At 69.2% G+C, this 20,099-nt stretch carries 20 protein-coding genes; 3 read left to right on the forward strand and 17 right to left on the reverse strand.

The window, feature by feature from the left end:
• Positions 1-195 precede the first annotated feature (195 nt).
• From whiA to BN1193_RS05750, 10 genes are all read right to left on the reverse strand, one after another.
• Positions 196-1,173 carry a DNA-binding protein WhiA gene (gene whiA, locus BN1193_RS05705; RefSeq protein WP_040164779.1) on the reverse strand — a complete coding sequence of 326 codons (978 nt, stop codon included), beginning with the start codon at positions 1,171-1,173 and terminating at the stop codon, positions 196-198.
• 78 nt (positions 1,174-1,251) lie between these two features.
• Positions 1,252-2,124 (reverse strand): RNase adapter RapZ, encoded by an 873-nt coding sequence (rapZ, locus tag BN1193_RS05710; protein WP_040164539.1) that lies wholly within the window; start codon positions 2,122-2,124, stop codon positions 1,252-1,254.
• Between the two features lie 25 nt (positions 2,125-2,149).
• A complete protein-coding gene (gene uvrC / locus BN1193_RS05715) occupies positions 2,150-4,018 on the reverse strand; it encodes an excinuclease ABC subunit UvrC (RefSeq protein ID WP_040164540.1) in 1,869 nt (622 codons plus the stop codon).
• Positions 4,018-6,903 carry an excinuclease ABC subunit UvrA gene (uvrA, locus tag BN1193_RS05720; protein ID WP_040164542.1) on the reverse strand — a complete coding sequence of 962 codons (2,886 nt, stop codon included), beginning with the start codon at positions 6,901-6,903 and terminating at the stop codon, positions 4,018-4,020. Before uvrA ends, uvrC begins: the two co-directional genes overlap by 1 nt.
• 45 nt (positions 6,904-6,948) lie before the next feature.
• The gene (locus BN1193_RS05725) at positions 6,949-7,461 is read right to left on the reverse strand and encodes a hypothetical protein (RefSeq protein WP_040164544.1); all 513 of its coding nucleotides are present in this window, start codon (positions 7,459-7,461) and stop codon (positions 6,949-6,951) included.
• Positions 7,458-8,729 carry a DUF58 domain-containing protein gene (locus BN1193_RS05730; RefSeq protein ID WP_052460458.1) on the reverse strand — a complete coding sequence of 424 codons (1,272 nt, stop codon included), beginning with the start codon at positions 8,727-8,729 and terminating at the stop codon, positions 7,458-7,460. The genes BN1193_RS05725 and BN1193_RS05730 overlap by 4 nt, the downstream gene beginning before the upstream one ends.
• Positions 8,726-9,691 (reverse strand): AAA family ATPase, encoded by a 966-nt coding sequence (locus BN1193_RS05735; RefSeq protein ID WP_040164784.1) that lies wholly within the window; start codon positions 9,689-9,691, stop codon positions 8,726-8,728. Before BN1193_RS05735 ends, BN1193_RS05730 begins: the two co-directional genes overlap by 4 nt.
• A complete protein-coding gene (locus tag BN1193_RS05740) occupies positions 9,688-10,167 on the reverse strand; it encodes a hypothetical protein (protein WP_052460459.1) in 480 nt (159 codons plus the stop codon). The genes BN1193_RS05735 and BN1193_RS05740 overlap by 4 nt, the downstream gene beginning before the upstream one ends.
• Positions 10,164-10,901, reverse strand: coding sequence for a DUF4129 domain-containing protein (locus BN1193_RS05745; RefSeq protein WP_052460460.1), 738 nt, complete (start codon positions 10,899-10,901; stop codon positions 10,164-10,166). The genes BN1193_RS05740 and BN1193_RS05745 overlap by 4 nt, the downstream gene beginning before the upstream one ends.
• A 42-nt stretch (positions 10,902-10,943) precedes the next feature.
• Positions 10,944-11,396, reverse strand: a complete 453-nt coding sequence (locus tag BN1193_RS05750; protein WP_040164788.1) for a MarR family winged helix-turn-helix transcriptional regulator — start codon at positions 11,394-11,396, stop codon at positions 10,944-10,946.
• A gap of 41 nt (positions 11,397-11,437) precedes the next feature.
• On the opposite strand from BN1193_RS05750, the gene BN1193_RS05755 reads away from it, so the two are divergent.
• Positions 11,438-11,665 (forward strand): hypothetical protein, encoded by a 228-nt coding sequence (locus BN1193_RS05755; RefSeq protein ID WP_040164546.1) that lies wholly within the window; start codon positions 11,438-11,440, stop codon positions 11,663-11,665.
• Positions 11,666-11,732: 67 nt separating this feature from the next.
• On the opposite strand, the gene uvrB is transcribed toward BN1193_RS05755, so the two are convergent.
• A complete protein-coding gene (uvrB, locus tag BN1193_RS05760) occupies positions 11,733-13,802 on the reverse strand; it encodes an excinuclease ABC subunit UvrB (protein WP_040164547.1) in 2,070 nt (689 codons plus the stop codon).
• 94 nt (positions 13,803-13,896) lie between these two features.
• Between uvrB and BN1193_RS05765 the strand changes: the two genes are divergently transcribed.
• The gene (locus BN1193_RS05765) at positions 13,897-14,502 is read left to right on the forward strand and encodes a DUF4126 domain-containing protein (RefSeq protein WP_040164549.1); all 606 of its coding nucleotides are present in this window, start codon (positions 13,897-13,899) and stop codon (positions 14,500-14,502) included.
• Positions 14,503-14,510: 8 nt separating this feature from the next.
• On the opposite strand, the gene BN1193_RS05770 is transcribed toward BN1193_RS05765, so the two are convergent.
• The 5 genes from BN1193_RS05770 to BN1193_RS05790 form a co-directional block, all read right to left on the reverse strand.
• Positions 14,511-14,942: a MarR family winged helix-turn-helix transcriptional regulator gene (locus BN1193_RS05770; protein ID WP_040164551.1), complete on the reverse strand. Its 432-nt coding sequence runs from the start codon at positions 14,940-14,942 to the stop codon at positions 14,511-14,513.
• Positions 14,935-15,357 (reverse strand): SRPBCC family protein, encoded by a 423-nt coding sequence (locus BN1193_RS05775; RefSeq protein ID WP_040164553.1) that lies wholly within the window; start codon positions 15,355-15,357, stop codon positions 14,935-14,937. The genes BN1193_RS05770 and BN1193_RS05775 overlap by 8 nt, the downstream gene beginning before the upstream one ends.
• 77 nt (positions 15,358-15,434) lie before the next feature.
• Positions 15,435-16,037 (reverse strand): dephospho-CoA kinase, encoded by a 603-nt coding sequence (gene coaE, locus BN1193_RS05780; RefSeq protein ID WP_040164555.1) that lies wholly within the window; start codon positions 16,035-16,037, stop codon positions 15,435-15,437.
• Between the two features lie 84 nt (positions 16,038-16,121).
• Positions 16,122-17,573 carry a 30S ribosomal protein S1 gene (gene rpsA / locus BN1193_RS05785; RefSeq protein ID WP_040164557.1) on the reverse strand — a complete coding sequence of 484 codons (1,452 nt, stop codon included), beginning with the start codon at positions 17,571-17,573 and terminating at the stop codon, positions 16,122-16,124.
• A gap of 181 nt (positions 17,574-17,754) precedes the next feature.
• Complete coding sequence (locus BN1193_RS05790; protein WP_052460462.1) at positions 17,755-18,114, reverse strand: TraR/DksA family transcriptional regulator; 360 nt, start codon at positions 18,112-18,114, stop codon at positions 17,755-17,757.
• Positions 18,115-18,152: 38 nt separating this feature from the next.
• On the opposite strand from BN1193_RS05790, the gene BN1193_RS05795 reads away from it, so the two are divergent.
• Positions 18,153-19,205, forward strand: coding sequence for an FUSC family protein (locus BN1193_RS05795; RefSeq protein ID WP_040164559.1), 1,053 nt, complete (start codon positions 18,153-18,155; stop codon positions 19,203-19,205).
• A gap of 390 nt (positions 19,206-19,595) precedes the next feature.
• Here BN1193_RS05795 and BN1193_RS05800 read toward each other — a convergent pair.
• Positions 19,596-20,099 (reverse strand): HNH endonuclease signature motif containing protein (locus tag BN1193_RS05800; protein ID WP_141396628.1); only part of this gene is annotated, 504 nt, incomplete at its 5' end.

A 20,099-nucleotide genomic window follows, 5' to 3' on the forward strand; every position in this document is an offset into this window, starting at 1 on the left:
TCGCTTCTTCCTATCCGCGCCCGCATCGGGCGCCCATCGATGGTCCCCTTCACCGGACACGGTCGGGGCCGGACGTCTCTCATCCTAGTGAGCGGGTGCAGCGGCCGGGCCGTTCATGACCGTCCGCGACGATCCCCTCCTCACGCGAGAACGGCCCCCGGATGCCAGGCATTCCGGGGGCCGTTCTCGGGCGTGTCAGTCCATGGCGCCGGTAGGCACCGCGGCCTCGGTGTCCGGGACACCGTCGGTCTCGGCGCGCTTGTCCGCCATGGCCAGCAGGCGACGGATCCGGCCGGCCACGGCATCCTTGGTCAGTGGGGGCTCGGCGCGGTGGCCGAGCTCGTCCAGGCTCGCGTCGCGATGGGCGAGGCGCAGCTCGCCGGCTTGGCGAAGGTGGTCCGGAACCTCGTCGCCGAGGATCTCCAGCGCGCGCTCGATGCGGGCGCACGCGGCGACGGCGGCCTGCGCGGACCGGCGCAGGTTGGCGTCGTCGAAGTTCACGAGGCGGTTGACGCCGGCGCGCACTTCGCGGCGCTGGCGCATCTGGTCCCACTCGGCGGCGGTGCGTTCGGCGCCCATCACCGTGAGGATCGCGCGGATGGCGTCGCCCTCGCGCACGACGACCCGCGGAACACCGCGGACTTCACGCGCCTTGGTCGCCACACCGAGACGGTGCGCGGCGCCCACGAGCGCCATGGCCGCCTCGCCGGACGGGCAGCTGATCTCCACGGCTGCGGAACGGCCGGGCTCGGTCAGGGTTCCGGCGGCGAGGAAAGCCCCGCGCCAGATGGCCGCGAGATCGGCGCGGGAGCCGGTGGTCAGGCGATTGGGCAGCCCACGAACAGGTCGGCGACGCTGGTCCAGCAGGCCGGTCTGGCGGGCGAGCGTCTCGCCGCCCTCGATCACGCGGACCGCGAAGTGATTGCCACCGCGGGTGCCGGACGACTGGATGTGCGCGACGTCCGGACGGACTCCGTACAGTTCGACGAGGTCACGGGTGACGCGGCGAGCGAGCACCTCGGCGTCGAGCTCCGCCTCGACGGCGACGCGGCCGGCGATGGAGTGGAGTCCCCCGGCGAAGCGCAGAATGGTGGTCAGTTCGGCTGCCCGGACGGTCGGCCGCGGATCGCGAATGGCGACAAGCTCGCCTTTGACGTCGGCGGTCAGTGACACGATGATCCTCACATTTCGACCGTTGCCGGCCACAGTACGTCTACAGGGGGGAAGTGCGCGAAGCGCAGACCTGCCAGTCTACTCGCGTCCGCGGTCCCGATGCTTGACCCGCACCGCCACATCCGGGATGCCGCTGAGCCGCGTTGCGAGTTCGATGGCGGTCGCCACGGACCGGTGCTTCCCACCCGTACAGCCGATCGCGACGGTCGAGTGCGACTTGTTCTCGCGCTGGAAACCTTCCACGGCGATCGTGATCGCCCGTTGATACGCGTCGATGAATTCCATCGCACCGGGCTGGGAGAGCACGTACTCGGACACTTCGGGGTCCTCCCCCGTCAGCGGCCGCAACCGCTCGATCCAGAACGGGTTCGGCAGGAAGCGCATGTCCGCGACGAAGTCGGTGTCCGTGGGAACACCGTACTTGAACCCGAAGCTCATCACCGTGAGGGTGTGGCGGGCGGAACCGGCCTCACTGAACAGGTCCCCGACGTGGGTCACGAGCTGATGGACGTTGTAGTTCGAGGTGTCGATGACGATGTCGGATGCCTCACGGATCGCCCGTGATCGCTCTCGCTCGCGGTGAATGCCGTCCAGGATGGTGCCCTGACCCTGCAGCGGGTGCGGGCGTCGAACCGCCTCGAAGCGGCGCACCAGCACGTCGTCGGCGGCGTCCAGGAACACCACCCGCACATCCGAGCGGTCACGCAACTGGTGCATGACGTCGGGCAGCGTCGAGAAGAGGTTGCGGCCGCGAACGTCGACGACCGCGGCGACGCGCGGCATCGCACCGAGCCCGGACAGATCCAGCAGCGGCCGCAGCATCTGGGGCGGCAGATTGTCCACGACGTACCAGTCGAGGTCCTCCAAGGCGTTCGCCACGGTCGATCGTCCGGCGCCGGACATTCCGGTGACGATCAGGACCTCTCCGGATCGCTCGACGGGCTGGTCCACGCGACCTCCTTCGCTCGCTTCCAGTCTAGCCAGCCGAAAGATGCGCGTGGATGGACCCGGCCAGCGCCGGACCGATACCGGCCACCTCGGTGATCTCCTCGGGCGTGGCCTGCTTCAGCCGCGCGACGGACCCGAAGTGCTTCAGCAGCGCCTTGATCCGCGCCTCCCCCAGTCCGGGGACGTCGGCGAGGATCGTCGTGATGTCACGGCGCCGCTTGCGGCGCTGGTGACTGATCGCGAAACGATGGGCCTCGTCACGCAGGCGTTGGACGAGGTACAGCGCCTCCGACGTGCGCGGCAGGATCACGGGGAAGTCATCATCCGGCAACCAGATCTCCTCCAGCCGCTTGGCGATGCCGGCCAGGGCGATATCGGTGCGCCCGGAGTCGCGCAGGGCGCGCGCCGCGGCCGCGACCTGCGGCTGGCCACCGTCGACCAGCAGCAGCTGCGGCGGGTAGGAGAACCGTCGGCGCTTCGTCGGTGCTTCCTCGTCCTCCTCCGGTTCGGGTTCGTCCAGCCGGGCGAGTCGCCGCATGAGCGTCTGGTACATCGAGTCGGTGTCGTCGGTCGTCTCGGCGATCGAGAAGGTGCGGTACTGGTCCTTGCGGGGCAAACCGTCCTCGAACACGACCATCGAAGCCACCACGTTCGTCCCGGACAGGTGGGAGATGTCGTAGCACTCGATGCGGAGGGGCGCTTCGGCCAACCCCAGAGCCTCCTGCAGGTCGGTGAGCGCCTGCGTCCGCGCGACGTAGTCGCTCGAGCGCCGCGTCTTGTGCAGCAGCAGCGCCTGGCGGGCGTTGACGTCGGCGGTGCGGGCGAGATCGGACATCCGACCGCGTTGCGGAACCTTGACGTCCACGCGCTTGCCGCGTCGGTCCTGCAGCCAGACCTGGAGCTCGTCGACGCCCTCCGGCAGCGTCGGAACGAGGACTCGGCGGGGGATGTCGGCTGCGTCCGCCTCGCCGTACTCACGCTGCAGCAACTGGGCGACCAGTTCGGCCCCGGAGATGTCGATCTCCTTCTCGATCGTGGTGGCCCGGACACCGCGGACCCGGCCGCCGCGCACGATGAACTGCTGCACCGCCGCGGAGAGCTCGTCCTCGGCGATCCCGAACAGGTCCGCGTCGTCCTTCGGATCCAGCACCAGGGCGCTGCGGCTGAGCACGGCGTCGATCGAGCCGAGCTTGTCGCGATATGACGCCGCCGCCTCGTAGTCCATGGCGACCGAGGCGGCTTTCATCTTCCGGGTCAGGTCCGTGCGGAAGCGTTGGTCGGAGCCCGACATGAAGGCGATGAAGTCATTGACGATCTTGCGGTGCTCCTCGATCGTGACCTTCATCGAGCACGGTCCCCCGCACTTGCCGATCTGCCCCGGGAAGCACGGCCGACCGGAGGCCATCGCCTTGCGGTAGCTGGAATCGCTGCACGTACGGATCGGGAAGACCTTGATCATCTGATCGATGGTGTCGTGCACCGCCCAGACCTTGGGGTACGGACCGAAGTAGCGCGCCCCGCGGATGTTGTGGTTGCGCGTCACGATCACTCGAGGGGCCTCGTCCGCGAGGGTGATGGCCATGTAGGGGTAGGACTTGTCGTCCTTGTAGCGGACGTTGAAGGGCGGATCGAACTGCTTGATCCACATGTACTCCAGCTGGAGCGCTTCGACGTCCGTGCCGACCACGGTCCACTCGACACTGGCGGCGCTGGTCACCATCCGGCGCGTGCGCTCGTGCAGCGTCCGCAGCGGGGCGAAGTAGTTCGACAGTCGCTGGCGCAGACTCTTCGCTTTGCCGACGTACAGCACGCGTCCGGACGCGTCGCGGAACCGGTAGACGCCCGGGTCAGTGGGGATCTCCCCCGCCTTCGGCTTGTACGGGAGATGGTTCGCCATCAGCCGGCCTTCCGGAGGGACTCCCGCTCCAGCACCTCCGCCAGGAACACGCCGGTGTGGCTGTCCGGGTTGTCGGCGACCTGCTCGGGCGTGCCGATCGCGACGATCTCGCCACCGCCGGAACCGCCCTCGGGACCGAGGTCGATGATCCAGTCCGCGGATTTGATCACGTCGAGGTTGTGCTCGATCACGATCACCGTGTTGCCCTTGTCCACGAGGCCGTTCAGCACCTCGAGCAGCTTGCGGACGTCCTCGAAGTGCAGGCCCGTGGTCGGTTCGTCCAACACGTAGACGCTGCGGCCGTTCGATCGACGCTGCAGCTCCGTGGCGAGCTTGACGCGCTGTGCCTCACCACCGGAGAGCGTGGTGGCGGACTGGCCGAGGCGGACGTAACCGAGCCCGACGTCCACGAGCGTCTTCAGGTAGCGGTGGATCGCCTGGATCGGCTCGAAGAACTCCGCAGCCTCGGCGATCGGCATTTCGAGCACCTCGGCGACGTTCTTGCCCTTGTAGTGCACGGCGAGGGTGTCGCGGTTGTACCGCTTGCCGCCGCACACCTCGCAGTCGACGTAGACGTCCGGGAGGAAGTTCATCTCGATCTTAATCGTGCCGTCGCCGGAGCACGCCTCGCAGCGCCCACCCTTGACGTTGAAGCTGAACCGCCCGGGCAGGTAGCCGCGGACCTTCGCCTCCGGTGTCTCGCTGAACAGGGTGCGGATGCGGTCGAAGACACCGGTGTAGGTGGCCGGGTTCGAGCGCGGGGTGCGGCCGATCGGTGCCTGGTCGACGTGCACGACCTTGTCCAGCTCATCCAGACCGGTGACGCGCGTGTGCTTGCCCGGCACCGTGCGGGCACCGTTCAGGCGCGATGCGAGCACCTGGTACAGGATGTCGTTGACGAGCGAGGACTTGCCGGACCCGCTCACGCCGGTGACGGCGGTGAGCACGCCGAGCGGGAAGTCCGCGGTGACGTTCTTCAGGTTGTTGGCGCGGGCCCCGACGACGCTGAGCTGACGCTTCTTGTTGATGCGGCGACGCTTGGTGGGCAACGCGATGTTGCGGCGTCCGGAGAGGTAGTCGCCGGTGAGGGACTTCTTCTCCGCCAGCAGCTCGCGGTACGGACCGGAGTGCACGACCGTGCCGCCGTTGACGCCGGCGCCCGGACCGATGTCGACGATCCAGTCCGCGGCCTCGATCGTCTCCTCGTCGTGCTCGACGACGATGAGCGTGTTGCCGAGGTCCCGCAGGGTGGCGAGGGTCTCGATGAGGCGTCGGTTGTCGCGCTGGTGCAGACCGATCGAGGGTTCGTCCAGGACGTAGAGCACGCCGGTCAGACCCGAGCCGATCTGCGTGGCCAGGCGGATGCGCTGGGCCTCCCCACCGGAGAGCGTGCCGGCCGAGCGGGCCAGGTCGAGGTAGTTCAGACCGACCTGGATCAGGAACTCCAGGCGCAGGCGGATCTCGCGGAGCACCTGGGCGGCGATCTTCGCCTCCCGCTCGGTGAGCTGCACCGAGGTGAAGAACTCGAACGCGTCGGTGAGACTCAGCCAGGTGATGTCCGCGATGGACCGCCCGGCGACCTTGACCGCGAGCACCTCCGGCTTCAGGCGCGCGCCATCGCAGACCGGGCACGGCACCTCGCGGAGGTACTCGGACCAGCGCTGGCGCTGCGTGTCCGACTCGGCCTGGGCGAACTGGCGCTCGATGTACGGGATCACGCCCTCGAAGCCGGACGTGTACCGCATCTCACGGCCGTACCGGTTGCGCCACTTCACCGTGACCTTGAAGTTGTCGCCGCGCAGCACCGCCTCCTGCACCGACGAGTGCAGCTTGTGCCACGGCGTGTCCAGCGAGAAGTCCAGGTCGTCGGCGAGACCGGTGAGCAGGCGCTCGTAGTACTGGTACAGCCCCTTGCCCTGCGTGGTCCACGGGACGATGACGCCCTCGTTGATGGAGAGCTCCTCGTCGGCCAGGATGAGCTCGGTGTCCACCGACATTCGCGTGCCGAGGCCCGAGCAGGCCGGGCAGGCGCCGAACGGCGCGTTGAAGGAGAACGTCCGCGGCTCGACCTCGGTCAGCTGCACCGGGTGTCCGTTCGGGCAGGCGAGCTTCTCCGAGAACGACTGCCACGCGGCGTCGCCGGTCTCGTCCACGAAGTTGACCATTACGATGCCGTCGGTGAGCCCCAGCGCGGTCTCGAGGGAGTCGGTGACGCGACCGAGGATCTCGGGCGCCGCGACCAGTCGGTCCACGACGACGGAGATGTCATGCTTGTAGCTCTTCTTGAGCTTCGGCGCCTCGGCGAGCTGCACCATCTCGCCGTCGACGATGGCGCGGGAGAAGCCCTTCGCGCCGAGCTCCTTGAAGAGGTCGACGAACTCGCCCTTCTTCTGCGAGACGATCGGCGCGACGACCTGGAAGCGCGTGCGCTCGGGCAACTCCATCAGCTGGTCGGCGATCTGCTGAACGGTCTGCCGCTCGATGACGGCACCGCATTCGGGGCAGTGCGGCACGCCGACACGAGCCCAGAGCAGACGCATGTAGTCGTAGATCTCGGTGATCGTGCCCACGGTGGAGCGCGGGTTGCGGTTCGTCGACTTCTGGTCGATAGAGACAGCGGGGCTCAATCCCTCGATGAAATCGACGTCGGGACGGTCCACCTGTCCCAGGAACTGCCGGGCGTACGCGCTCAGCGACTCGACGTAGCGGCGCTGCCCTTCGGCGAAGATCGTGTCGAAGGCCAGGCTCGATTTGCCCGACCCGGACAGCCCCGTGAAGACCACCATCGCGTCCCGCGGGATGTCGAGGTCGACGTTGTGGAGGTTGTGGACGCGGGCGCCACGAACGGTGAGTTTGCCGGTGTCGGAAACAGGAACAATGGGCACCCGACAACTCTAGACGGGGCCACCGACATCAGACCGAGTGCGCTCTCAGCGACGCCCGGCGACCCGGACCGTCAAGAGCACGAGGGCGACCACCACCGCGGCGCCGGCGGGGGCCAGCCAGCCGAAGCTGACGCCGCCGGCGCTGCCGGCGATGAGTGTCGCGAGCAGACCCAGGAGTTGCGCCGGCACTTGGATGGTCAGGAACCGGACCCCACTGGCGCGCAGCGCTGACAGTGCGATCCGGCCGCCGAGCGGGAACGGCAGGACGAGCGAAGCCAGGACGACCAGCAGATGGACGCCGAACACGGCCAGCGCCGTGCGTGCGCCGTCGACCGGACCGAACAGCAGCGTGAGCCCGACCAGTGCGGCCGCGCCCCATGCCGTCAGCAGTCGGGGAACGACCACGCCGATGATCGTCGCGGCCGCGACCATGCCGACCCAGAACAGGGGTCCACCCAGGACAAGCGCCGTTCCCACCCCCACGAGAACCATCACCGCGCCGAGCACCCACACCGGCATCCAGGGGCCGATCCGCAGATCGTGTCGTGCCGCACTCATCGTCGCTCCCGCGCCATCGCCCCGAGCCGCGTGCGCAGGTCATCGGCGCCGGCGGCCCATTGCACCACGGCCGCACCGGCACGGTCGAGGTCAGCCAGGATCGCGCGCTGCTCCGCGAACAGCAGCCGGGCGGCGAGGTCCTGCTGCCGGGTCAGCCGGGCGAGGTCGGGTTTCGGCAGCGTGTCGACCGCGACGATGCGGTGGCCGCCGGCAGCCCATGTCAGAGCCAACCGGGAGGCGTCGCCGTCGAAGAAGGTGGAGAGGATGTAGATCACCGACCCGGCCGGGACGGGCGGGGTGCGTCGGTACCGCTCGTCGTCGGCGCGTGGCCCGATCGCGGACAGCGCAGTGAGCACATGGGCGAGCTGCCGCGCGCCGCCGCCGCTGCGGATCGACCGGCCGCGGAGGGCGAGCTCGTGCAGGGCGACGCGGTCGCCCGCGGCGATCGTGGCTTCGGCGATGGCGCGAGCGGCCTCCCGGGCCAGGTCGAGTGAGGTCACTCCGGACGCCTCGCTGTCACCGCTGCCCCACGACGCGACCACCGCGCCCAGATCGTCGGCGGTGTCGATCACGATCACCGTGCTGGCGTCGGAGAGGGCATGGGTGCGTCGCACGAACAACTCCCCCGGTCGGCGCGCGAGTCGTGCGGTCGCCCGCCAGTCGACGCGACGAAGCTCATCACCGGGGGCGAAGGGGTTGATGTCTCGGAAGTCGCCCCCGTGACCGATCCGCGTGCCCTCGTGCGCACCGTTCAAACCGGTCAGGCGCGGCGCCGGCGGGAGCGCGGTCAACCGGGCCGTGCCGGGAACCGCGTACCAGGTGACGTCGGTGCGCGGCGATGCCGGACCGGTGAGCGCGCCATCGGCGTCCACCGTCCGCGCGACGGCGGAGACCAGAGTCGTCGGACCGGAGTGCGCGACGTCGCTGGCCACGCCGATGACCCCGGCCGTCGCCGGCACGATCACGGTCCGCGTCCGACGGGGCCCCTGTTCCAGGACGGCCTCGACGAGCTCACCACCGGAGTTCACCCGCACCTCGCCGACGGCGCGGGTCCCCTGCGGGGCGAGCGTCCCGGTGGTGACGGACGTGTCGGCGGGGCGGGCCCGTCGCCCCCAGACCACGATCGCCCAGATCAGCGGGGCGAGCCCGCAGGCGACGACGTCCGCGCGACCGCTGACCAGACCGGCGCCGCCCAGAACGAGGCCCGTGAGGGCTGCGCCGAGAGCCGCCGGTCCGGCCGTCAGTGCGCGCGGGCGGGGCGTGCTCATGCGGCGACGGTGGGCGGCACGGCGACCTGAGCGACGACCTGCCCGACGAGCGTGCGCGGATCAACGCCTCGCGCCCAGGCCTGCGGGCTGAGCGTCAGTCGATGCGCGAGGACCGGGACGCTCACGCGCTTCAGATCGTCCGGGCGGACGTAGTCCCGGCCGTCCAGGGCCGCCAGAGCGCGACCCAGCAGCACGAGCGCCTGCGACGCGCGCGGCGATGCGCCGACGGCGACGTCGGCGAGTCCACGGGTGGCGCCTGCGAGGTCGACGGCGTACCGAGCGATGTCCGCGTCCACGTGGATCGCCTCCACCGTCTGCTGCATCGCGCGCAGTCCCGCGGCGTCGATCACCGGATCGAGGTGAGTCCGCTCCGTGCGCCGCGCCACGCGGCCGAGCACGATGTCGGCTTCCGCCGCCGGCTCGGGGTAGCCCACCGACAGGCGCACCATGAAGCGGTCCAGCTGCGCCTCCGGCAGGGCGTAGGTGCCCTCGAACTCGATCGGATTCGAGGTGGCGATGACGTGGAAGGGCTCAGCCAGCTCGAACCGCTGCCCCTCGACGGTGACCTGTCGTTCGGCCATCGCCTCGAGCATCGCCGACTGCGTCTTCGGCGTGGTCCGGTTGATCTCGTCGGCCAGGAGAAGACCGGTGAAGATGGGCCCCGGTCGGAAATCGAACTCTCCCGTCGCCGGGGCGTAGACGAATGAGCCCGTGACATCTCCCGGGAGCATGTCGGGGGTGCACTGCAGGCGCCGGAAATCCAGCCCCAATGCCTCCGCGAGGCTGCGCGCCGCCAGCGTCTTGCCCAGCCCGGGAACGTCTTCGAAGAGCACGTGCCCGCCCGCGAGGATCGTCGCCAGGGCGACGCGCAACGGCTCGTCCATGCCGACCACCACCGTGCGGACCCGCTCCAGCACTGCGGACCCGGTGCGCGCGACCTCCGCGATCTCGTCCTGTGTCATGGTTGCTCCTCTCGACCGCCGGCGGCGGTGCTCTCCCCCAGCGCCAGGACGTGTTCCACGGCCTGGCGGGCGATCTCCGGTTTCAACAGTGCGCTCTGCATTCCCGCGCCGAGGACGGCGTCGATCTCGGCCGTCCGCGACGGGTCTTCGAGCACGAGTCCGTGGACGGCGAGATGTCGCTGAGCCAGTCGACGCACGCGCCGTGCCAGGCTCGTCCGCGCGGCGCCGGTCTTCGGGTCGAAGGACCACGCCAGACGCGCGACGGAGGATGTCCGGATCTCCGAACGTGCCCGCGAGGACGCCGGAGGCCAGTCCATGGTCTCGCTGACAGTGCTCGGCAGCAGGGCCGCGATCACCATTCCGGCAGCGAGGATCCCCCACGCGACGGCGAACACGCCGCCCACGCCGAGCAACCAGGCGACACCGCCGGCCGCGGCGCCCGCGATCAGCGCACCGATGAATCGCCGCACGGTCATCGCCAGCTCTCCTCAATGCGTCGCAACGCGGACCGGGCCCGCTCGCGTTCGGCCTCTCCGGCACGGTGTCCGCCGAATCGAACGGCCTCGTACAGGCCGAGCAGCACCTGAGCGGCCTCCCGGGAGTTCGCGTCCCGCGCCACGATCCGCATCGCCAACTCCGCCGCGGTCTCGCTCGGCGCGCGCGTGATCCCCGCATCCGCCGCGCTCTCCTCCAGACCGACCCAGGCGGCGACCACGGCATCCCCGGGCTCGGCGCGCTCATCCAACCCGAGCAGGGCGGCCGCGACACCTCGCCGTACCGTCGGAGCATCGACCGCGGGTACCGCGGCGCCGACGAGATCGGCGGCGACGTCCGCGCCGGCGCGCGCCCGCAAGCGGCGGTCATTCCAGAGCCGCCGCAGCCAACGCACCAGCGCGATCACGAGGAGGACGACGATCGCGGTGAGGACGAGCCCGAAGATGATGGCGAGCACCACGCCGAGGCCCCGCAGGTTGCCGGGTTGCGCGTCCGTCGGCAGCGGGATCGGGGTGTCGTCAGCGCCCTCGGTCTGCGGGGGCATCCCGGACGGAGTCAGACCGGGTAGGCGCAAGGGGCCGAACGTCACCGGTCCTTGGAACACGGCGGCGACCATGATGAGGCAGAACAACGCGCCTGCGGCGAGCAGGGGCCCGAGCGCCGGTCGTCGCGGCGTGCGCGGGGTCTCGCGCGCAGGCGCCTGCAGGTCGGTCACCGCTCGATCGTCCCCCTCATGAGCGCCTCGTCGGGCTCGGTCTCAGGAGTCCAACGGTACGCGAGAGCCCGCGAACGGGCGCAGCGACTCGCGCAGGTCGCGCACCTGCTCCACGGACATGCCCACCGTGCTCATCACGGCCGGCGGGACAGCGAGGGCCCGCTCGCGCAGGGCGACCCCGGCCGCGGTCAGCACGATCTCCAGCCGCCGTTCGTCCTCGCCTGCGCGCCGACGGGTGACCAGACCCTGCGCCTCCAGCCGCTTCACCAGGGGCGAGGCGGTGGCGGCATCGAACGCGAGGGCATCGGCCAGTTCGCGCAACGAGCGGGGCGAGGACTCCCACAGCGCCAGCATGACGAGATACTGCGGATGGGTCAGCCCGAGCGGCTCCAGAATGGGGCGGTAGATCGCGACGACGTTGCGCGCCGCGGTAACCAGAGCGAAGCAGAGCTGCGCATCCAGCGAGAGGATGTCCGTGTCGTCCGTGGCCGTCATGCCCACAAGATAGCCCACGGATGTTTAGTACACTAAGGATCATGAGCGACAAACCCCGATTGCGTGACCGCATCCGTGAAGCCGGGGGGCTGTACGCCTACGTCAATGACACGATCATCAAGTACGCCGGTCCCCCGACGGTCGGCCCCTACGAGACCGAGCCGCCCGCGCAACCCGCGACGGCGCCGTGTCCGCTGTGCGGCCACCCCATGAGCGAGCATGAGTTCGACCGCACCGGCGAGCGCACGCTGATGCACTGCCCCATCTGAGCGGAATCACTCGGCGTCGCTCTCGAGCGCCTGGTCCTCGATCCCGCGGTCAGACGGCGGACCCGCGTCAGGCGTGTCCGGCCCGTTCCATCGCCCGCAGCTCCTTCTTCAGGTCCTGCACCTCGTCGCGCAGGCGCGCGGCGAGTTCGAACTTCAGCTCCTCGGCCGCGGTCAGCATCTGCTCGGTGAGGTCCGCGATGGTGTCCTCGAGCTGCTGCGCACCCTCCGCGGCGATGCCCTCCCGCTTCTTGGTGCCCTTCCGGCCCTCACCGCTCTTGGTCTTCTTGCGTTGCAGCAGGTCCTTGGTGTCGGCGCCCTCGCGGGCGAGGACCTCGGTGATGTCGGCGATGCGCTTGCGGAGCGGCTGCGGGTCGATGCCGTTCTCGGTGTTGTAGGCGATCTGCTTGGCACGCCGGCGCGTGGTCTCATCGATCGCGTTGCGCATCGAGTCGGTCATGACGTCGGCGTACATGTGCACTTCACCGGAGACGTTCCGCGCCGCACGACCGATGGTCTGGATCAGCGAGGTACCGGAGCGGAGGAAGCCCTCCTTGTCCGCGTCGAGGATCGCGACCAGCGACACCTCCGGAAGGTCCAGACCTTCACGCAGCAGGTTGATGCCCACGAGCACGTCGTACACCCCGGCACGCAGTTCGGTCAGCAGCTCGACGCGACGCAGCGTGTCCACGTCGGAGTGCAGGTACCGCACGCGCACGCCGTGCTCGCCGAGGAAGTCGGTGAGCTCCTCGGCCATCTTCTTCGTCAGCGTCGTGACCAGGACGCGCTCGTCGCGCTCGACCCGCAGCCGGATCTGCTCCAGCAGGTCATCGATCTGCCCCTTGGACGGCTTCACGACGATCTGCGGGTCGATCAGTCCGGTCGGACGGATGATCTGCTCGACCACGCCGTCCGCGATGCCCATCTCGTACTTGCCCGGCGTGGCGGAGAGGTACACCGTCTGCCCGATGCGGTTCTTGAACTCGTCCCAGCGCAGCGGCCGGTTGTCCATCGCGCTCGGCAGCCGGAAGCCGTGCTCGACGAGCGTGCGCTTGCGGGAGGCATCGCCCTCGTACATCGCGCCGATCTGCGGCACGGTGACATGCGACTCGTCGATGACGAGGAGGAAGTCGTCCGGGAAGAAGTCCAGCAGCGTGTGGGGAGGCTCGCCGGGCATCCGACCGTCCAGGTGCCGGGAGTAGTTCTCGATGCCGGAGCAGAAACCGAGCTGCTGCAGCATCTCCAGGTCGAACGTGGTGCGCATCCGCAGCCGCTGGGCCTCCAGCAGCTTGCCCTGGCCCTCGAGCTCGGCGAGCCGCTCGGCGAGCTCGTGCTCGATCGTGCCGATCGCGCGCTGAACCGTATCCGTCCCGGCCACATAGTGCGATGCGGGGAAGATCGGCACGGCGTCCAGGCGGTCGATCACGTCGCCGGTGAGCGGGTGCAGGCGGTAGAGCGCCTCGATCTCGTCGCCGAAGAGCTCGATCCGGATCGCGAACTCCTCGTACACCGGGATGATCTCGATCGTGTCGCCGCGCACGCGGAAGTTGCCGCGCGAGAAGTCCAGGTCGTTGCGGTTGTACTGCATGGAGATGAACTGCCGGATCAGGGCGTCGCGGTCGTACCGCTCCCCCACCTGCAGCGCCACCATCGCCCGCAGATACTCCTCCGGTGCACCGAGACCGTAGATGCAGGACACCGTGGAGACCACGACCACGTCACGGCGGCTGAGCAGAGAGTTCGTCGTGGAGTGCCGGAGCCGCTCGACTTCGGCGTTGACGGACGAGTCCTTCTCGATGAAGGTGTCCGTCTGGGGCACGTACGCCTCGGGCTGGTAGTAGTCGTAGTAGGAGACGAAGTACTCCACCGCGTTGTGCGGCATCAGATCCCGGAACTCGTTCGCGAGCTGGGCGGCGAGGGTCTTGTTGTGCGCCATCACGAGCGTGGGCCGCTGCACCTGCTCGATCAGCCACGCGGTCGTGGCGGACTTGCCGGTACCGGTGGCACCGAGCAGAACGACATCCGTCTCCCCGGCGTTGATGCGCTGCGCGAGTTCGGCGATCGCCTGCGGCTGATCGCCGGAGGGCATGTACTCGCTGACGACCTCGAACGGACGAACGGCGCGGGTGGGCTGACGCATGGTTCCAGCCTAGGACGCACCACGGACACCGGGACGGGCGTCCGCGCACCGCGAAAGCACCGCTCCGAAAGCGCCACCGGATAGTCTGAGCGACGTGATCGAGTTCCTCGTGGGATCCTCCCTGGCGGGCGCGGCCGGCTTGAACGCCTGGATCCCGCTCCTCGCGCTCGGGCTACTCGCGCGGTTCACCGACATCATCACGCTTCCGGCCGGCTGGTCCTGGCTGACCAGTGACGTCTCACTCTGGATCATCGGTGCGCTGCTGGTGGTGGAGATCGTCGCCGACAAAGTCCCGGCCCTGGATACCGTCAACGACGTCATCCACACCGCGATCCGTCCGGCCTCCGGGGGCATCGTCTTCGGAGCCGGCGCATCTGCCGAGGCGCTGAAACTGGATGATCCGGGGGCGCTGGCGGGGATGAACTGGACACCGGTCATCGTCGGCGTGGCGATCGCGCTCGGCGTCCATCTGCTCAAGGCGGTCGCCCGACCGGTCGCCAACATGGCCACGGCGGGCCTCGCGGCCCCGGTGCTGAGCACCGCCGAGGACGCGGCGTCGATCACGATGTCGGTCCTGGCCCTGCTGGTTCCGATCCTCGCGGTCCTCGTCGGGCTGGCGGTGATCGCCGGTCTGATCTGGATGGTGGTGCGTCGCATCCGCCACCGACGGGCGAAGCGCGCCACCACACAGCCGGTCTGAATCGAGCATCACGCGGCCAGTCGCCGCAGAATGTCCAACAGCTCGCCGCGGTCCGCGACGACACCGAAGAACTCCGCGTCGACCTGCTCGACGATGGCCACGGCGCGCGCGGCGAGGTCGACACCGACGTCCGTCACTCCGATGACCCGGGCGCGGGCGTCGTCCGGGTCCGGGTCGCGGGTCAGCAGCCCGCGGTCGGCGAGGTTGCGGACCACTTGCGACGTCATCATCGGATCGGTGTTCGCGTGCTCCGCGATGCGCCCCTGACGCGGTTCCTCCCCAGCTACACGTGTCAGCCACCAGGCGCTGGCGAGCAGAACGAACTGGACGTGCGTGAGGCCGAGCGGGCGCAGAGCGGCGGCGATCGCCCGCTGCCAGCCCAGCGTCGCGCGCCAGAGCAACAGGCCGGGGCTGTCCGCGGGCGACAGCGAGTCAGCCACCGGCGCTCTCCGCCCGTCGCGCCAGCGATGCGATGACCTCGGCGAAGTCGGAGGTCACTCCGGCGCCGACCTCGGCGGCCGGCTCGTCCGGCCCGTCGACGTCGCACCGATAGGTGATGCGCGTGCCGTCGTCCTCGGGTTCGAGTTCATGCGACACGCGTACGACCACCCCGGCGTCCGGCACCTCGGTGACGTCCCCGAATCCGTGGTTCTCGCGTACCCAGGCGAGGTGGAACGGCAGCTCCGTCCCGTCCGGGAACACCATGACCGCCGTGGTTCCGGCGGCGAACGGGCCGTCCATCCGCACGGAGGCGACGCCGGCGTTCCACTCCCACCAGCGCTCCGGCGCCGCGAACAGCGCGTAGACCTCCGCCGGCGACGCGGCGCTGTGGTCGATCACTTCTCTGGTCCACATCTCGACCCTCCGATCAATTGCTATGCGCGCATAGTACCTCGCCAGGGGGCATGCCGTCCACGCCTCCTCCGCCGATGTCAGTCGGAGGCCGCGGCCAGCCGCTCCCACAGCGCGTCCGTCTGCGCGAGGGTGGCCTGCACCGTGGACGAGGTGTCGATCACCACGTCCGCCAGTGCGCGCCGCTGGGCATCGGACGCCTGCGAGGCGATGCGGCGCTCGGCGTCCTCCGGAGCGAGGCCGCGAAGGTCGATGAGGCGCTGCACGCGGAGCTCCGCCGGGGCGTCGGCGACGATGATCAGGTCCCACTCACCCGCGCCGCGCGCCTCGGCGAGCAGCGGAACGTCGTAGACGACGACGGCGTTCGGGTCGGCCGCGAACGCCGCATCGAAACGGCGGCGCGATTCGGCTTTCACCGCCGGGTGCACGATCGCGTTCAACGCGGCCAGCCGATCCGGACGTCCGAAGACCGCGGCACCGAGGCGAGCACGATCGAGGACGCCGTCCACCACCATCTCGTCACCGAATTCGGCCGCGATCTCCTTCAGCAGCGGGGCATGCGGAGCCTGCAACTCGTGGACGATCGCGTCCGCGTCGATGACGACGGCACCGTGTTCGGCGAGGCGGGCAGCGATGGTGGACTTCCCCGAGGCGATGCCTCCGGTCAGGGCGATGAGCGGCATGTTCTCATCCTGCCAGTCCGAAACGGAACCGGGGGCCGGGACCCGTAGGCCCCGACCCCCGGGTCGGATCAGTTCAGAACTGGATCAGGCGTTGCCCGACAGCTTCTCGCGGAGAGCCGCGAGAGCCTCGTCGTCCGCCAGCGTGCCGGCACCGTTCGAGTCGGAGGAGAAGGACGAACCGGCGTCGAAGCCGTCGTTCTGCGCCTCGGCCTCGGCGGCCTTGATGACCTGAGCCTTGTGCGCCTCCCAGCGAGCCTGGGCAGCGGCGTACTCGGCCTCCCAAGCCTCGCGCTGAGCGTCGAAGCCGTCCTTCCAAGCACCGGTCTCGGCGTCGAAGCCCTCCGGGTACTTGTACTCGCCGTTCTCGTCGTACTCCGCGACCATGCCGTACATGGCCGGGTCGAACTCGGTGCCGTACGGGTCAACGGACTCGTTGGCCTGCTTCAGCGAGAGCGAGATGCGACGACGGTCGAGGTCGATGTCGATGACCTTGACGAAGACCTCTTCGCCCACCGAGACGACCTGCTCGGCCAGCTCGACGTGCTTGCCCGACAGCTCGGAGATGTGGACGAGGCCCTCGATGCCGTCCGCGACGCGAACGAACGCACCGAACGGAACCAGCTTGGTGACCTTACCCGGCGTGACCTGGCCGATGGCGTGGGTACGCGCGAAGACCTGCCACGGGTCCTCCTGGGTCGCCTTCAGCGACAGCGAGACACGCTCGCGGTCCAGGTCGACCTCAAGGATCTCGACGGTGACCTCCTGGCCGACCTCGACGACCTCGGAAGCGTGCTCGATGTGCTTCCAGGACAGCTCGGAGACGTGCACGAGGCCGTCCACGCCACCCAGGTCAACGAACGCACCGAAGTTGACGATCGAGGAGACGACACCCTTGCGAACCTGACCCTTGTGCAGGTTGTTGAGGAAGTGCGTGCGGGTCTCGGACTGCGTCTGCTCGAGCAGAGCGCGGCGCGAGAGGACGACGTTGTTGCGGTTCTTGTCCAGCTCGAGGATCTTCGCCTCGATCTCCTGGCCCAGGTACGGGGTCAGGTCGCGGACGCGGCGCAGCTCGATGAGCGAGGCCGGGAGGAAGCCGCGGAGGCCGATGTCGACGATGAGGCCACCCTTGACGACCTCGATGACCGAACCGGTGACGACACCGTCGTTCTCCTTGATCTTCTCCACGTCGCCCCAGGCACGCTCGTACTGGGCGCGCTTCTTCGACAGGATCAGACGGCCTTCCTTGTCCTCCTTCTGGAGAACGAGGGCCTCGACCTGGTCGCCGACGGAGACGACCTCGTTCGGGTCGACGTCGTGCTTGATGGAGAGCTCACGCGAGGGGATGACACCCTCGGTCTTGAAGCCGACGTCGAGCAGAACCTCATCGCGGTCGACCTTGACGATCGTGCCCTCGATGATGTCGCCGTCGTTGAACGACTTGATGGTCAGTTCGACCGCGGCCAGGAAGTCCTCAGCGGATCCGATGTCGTTGATCGCGACCTGCTTGGTGGCCGGGGCGGTCGTTGCGTTAGTCATGTAGTGGGTTGTCCTTGTATGGATGGGAAGTCGGGCTTCAGCGCAGGCACGCGAACGTGCGATGCGTGTGAAGCAGTGGATTGGTTTTTCCGAACGGACGAGATCCGTCGGGCGCGCTCGAGAGGAGTTGCTCCAGTCGATTGACACTCAAGGTTATCAGAGTGCGGGGCTGCCGTGCGCCTCAGTGGGCACGCTCTTCGCAGGCGACGCACCGGGTGGCGAACGGTCGGGCACGCAGACGCGCGACGGGGATGGCGCGGCCGCAGTCGATGCAGACGCCGTACTCCCCCGCGTCCATCCGCACGCGGGCTGCGGCGATGGCGGCGAGCTCGGCGATGGTGTCCTGCTGACGGGAACGGACCATCGTCCACTCGGCCGACAGCGGCACGCCCTCGGGGTCGTGCTCATCGTCCGCGACGCCGTCGCCACGGGCTTCGGAGACCTCGGCGAGCGCCGCGTCCGCGTCGGCGAGACGGCGGTGCGCCTCGGCCTCGCGATCGTCCAGGAGCGCCTGGAACTCGCGGCGGTGCGTGTCGTCCATCCGTGAACCCTACGCCGGTCGCGGGTAGCGTGTGCGGTGTGCGCTTGACCTCCACCTTCCGCGCCACGGCGCGCACCTCGTTGCTGCAGGTGCTGAAGTCCGCTCTCGCGGCCGGGTTGTCGTGGGTCGTCGCCGAACTGCTCATCCACGGTCAGCCGCCGGTGTTCGCGGCGATCGCCGGGCTGCTCGTGGTGCAGCCGAGCGTCAACCAGTCGTTCGCGAAGGGCATCGAGCGCAGCGTCGGCGTGATCGTGGGCGTGCTGGTCGCGTCCGGGTTGGCGATCCTGTTCGGTGCGGCGTGGTGGGTGGTCCTCGTCGCCATGACCGCCGCCCTCCTGCTGGCGTGGGGGCTGCGGATGACGCCGGGGTCGGCGAACCAGATCGGCATCAGTGCGCTGCTGGTCATCGCGCTGGGGGCGTCGACGCCGGAGTATGCGGTGCATCGGGTGGTGGAGACCGTGCTCGGGGTGGTGATCGGGTTCATCGTCAACATCGCGATCGTGCCGCCCGTTGCGCTGGCGCCCGCGCAGCGCGAGGTGCGGGCCTTTCTCACGGAGCTGTCGGCGCGCCTGTCCGCCCTCGGTCGTGCGCTGGCGCGCGAGACGACCGCGCCGGAGCGGACGGAGATGATGATCGAGGTCCGGTTGCTGCGTCCGATGCTTGCGAAGGCGTTGGCGCGCATCGATACGGCTGAGGACACGTTGACGCTGAATCCCCGCGGGCGTGCGGTGCGGGCGCGGGTGGCCGAGCTGCGGCACATGGTTGATGCGGTGGCGCCGATCGTGACGCAGTTGATCGGCATGACGCGGACATACGTCGATCGCGCTGTTCCCGGCCTCGCGGATGACGCATCGGTCGAGGCCATCTCGGAGCAGCTGTCCCGCGCGGCGCACGATGTGGACGTGCTGCGCTCGCGCGTCCCGAACCCGGACGGGCATGGCGAGGAGGCTGCGCCGGTGCGGGCCGAGCCGCCCGCGCTGACCCGCCCGCTCCGGATCACCGAGCCGAGTGGAGACCACTGGGTGCTCGTCGGCTCGCTGCTGGTCGACATGGAGCGCATCCATGCGGCGTTGACGGAGCTCGTCGACTGACCGCTGGTCGTTGGCTGCGCGCGGGCGGAACGTCGTTCGTGCGAGGTGATCGGGTTGCGTTCCATCGTGGTCGCGTTCATTTCGCTTAAGACGACACGGGTTGTCGGGGTGGTGCTGTTCGAGTTTCGGCGCGCGGATTGCGGGGTGGTTGCGTCGGGTGCGCTCGGGGCGCTTTCGTTACGTTGCGTTCGGCGCTGCGGGTTCCGGCATGCGTGCGTTTTCGGCTTAAGACCGCCCGCCAGGTCTCGACTCTCGTCGCCGGCTCGCGTCCCGAGGTGGCCGACGCCGCGCCGGTCGCCGACCCACTCTCGGTTGTTGGGCGAGCGCCGGCGCGACGGGCCGTCGCGAGGGGCGGGGCGGCCGTGGTGCGGACGGAGTTCTCCCCACGCATCACGCACCCCGCTTCGGCTGGCCCGTGGCCCGTGGGCCGGTGGGTTGCCAGGATTGTGTGGGGTCGATCCAGTCGGGTGGTCGTACTTCGGGGACGCCGTCGTTCATCCGGATGTCCCAGTTCATGCGGTCGATGAATCGGTGGTGGTGCCAGCAGATCAGCACCCCGTTATCGACATCCGTTTCACCGCCCCTGGACCATTCCTTCACGTGGTGGATCTCGCACCACCGGGCCGGGGTGTGGCATCCCGGGATCACGCAGGACCGGTCCCGGACGGTGATCGCTCGCCGCTGGTCGGGGGAGAAGAAGCGCTTGTCGATGGTGAGCTTGACGATGCGTCCGTTGGGGGCGGTGGTGAGGTGTTGGATGGTGCCACAGCATCCGACGTGCTTCGCCGCGGCGAACGGCACCGGCACATCCGTGCCCGTCGCATCGGCTCCGGGGATCGTGGCCCACCCCTGTCCGGCACGAACGGTGTCTTCGGTCGCGTGGATCACGAGGAC

Source organism: Microbacterium gorillae (assembly GCF_000826185.2).
Lineage (GTDB): Bacteria > Actinomycetota > Actinomycetes > Actinomycetales > Microbacteriaceae > Microbacterium > Microbacterium gorillae.

Coding starts and splice junctions, on each gene's coding strand:
- BN1193_RS05755 (WP_040164546.1), top strand. CDS start 11,438: ATGAGCGACAAACCCCGATTGCGTGACCGCATCCGTGAAGCCGGGGGG.
- rpsA (WP_040164557.1), bottom strand. CDS start 17,573: ATGACTAACGCAACGACCGCCCCGGCCACCAAGCAGGTCGCGATCAAC.
- uvrC (WP_040164540.1), bottom strand. CDS start 4,018: ATGGCGAACCATCTCCCGTACAAGCCGAAGGCGGGGGAGATCCCCACT.
- BN1193_RS05740 (WP_052460459.1), bottom strand. CDS start 10,167: ATGACCGTGCGGCGATTCATCGGTGCGCTGATCGCGGGCGCCGCGGCC.
- BN1193_RS05730 (WP_052460458.1), bottom strand. CDS start 8,729: ATGAGCACGCCCCGCCCGCGCGCACTGACGGCCGGACCGGCGGCTCTC.
- BN1193_RS05775 (WP_040164553.1), bottom strand. CDS start 15,357: ATGTGGACCAGAGAAGTGATCGACCACAGCGCCGCGTCGCCGGCGGAG.
- coaE (WP_040164555.1), bottom strand. CDS start 16,037: ATGCCGCTCATCGCCCTGACCGGAGGCATCGCCTCGGGGAAGTCCACC.
- BN1193_RS05750 (WP_040164788.1), bottom strand. CDS start 11,396: ATGACGGCCACGGACGACACGGACATCCTCTCGCTGGATGCGCAGCTC.
- BN1193_RS05790 (WP_052460462.1), bottom strand. CDS start 18,114: ATGGACGACACGCACCGCCGCGAGTTCCAGGCGCTCCTGGACGATCGC.
- BN1193_RS05725 (WP_040164544.1), bottom strand. CDS start 7,461: ATGAGTGCGGCACGACACGATCTGCGGATCGGCCCCTGGATGCCGGTG.
- uvrB (WP_040164547.1), bottom strand. CDS start 13,802: ATGCGTCAGCCCACCCGCGCCGTTCGTCCGTTCGAGGTCGTCAGCGAG.
- BN1193_RS05735 (WP_040164784.1), bottom strand. CDS start 9,691: ATGACACAGGACGAGATCGCGGAGGTCGCGCGCACCGGGTCCGCAGTG.